We start from the raw sequence: 230 nt of genomic DNA on the forward strand, positions 1-230 counted from the left end.
CCGCCTCAACAAGTGCCTCAGACTCAGCAAGCACATCCGCTTCTGAATCGGCATCAACAAGCGCATCAGAATCAGCAAGTACATCAGCTTCTGAATCCGCATCAACAAGTGCATCAGATTCAGCAAGTACATCAGCTTCTGAATCAGCATCAACAAGTGCGTCAGAGTCAGCAAGTACAAAAGCTTCTGAGTCAGCATCAACAAGAGCATCAGAGTCAGCAAGGAAATCA

The 230-nt window shown here is 47.0% G+C and carries 1 pseudogene; it reads right to left on the minus strand.

The features are described from left to right. Positions 1 to 230: pseudogene (locus N8O80_RS09665) on the minus strand (MSCRAMM family adhesin SdrC); the annotation flags it as partial.

Origin of the sequence: Streptococcus mitis, from assembly GCF_946190155.1 — a bacterium.
GTDB classification, from domain to species: Bacteria; Bacillota; Bacilli; order Lactobacillales; family Streptococcaceae; genus Streptococcus; species Streptococcus mitis_CL.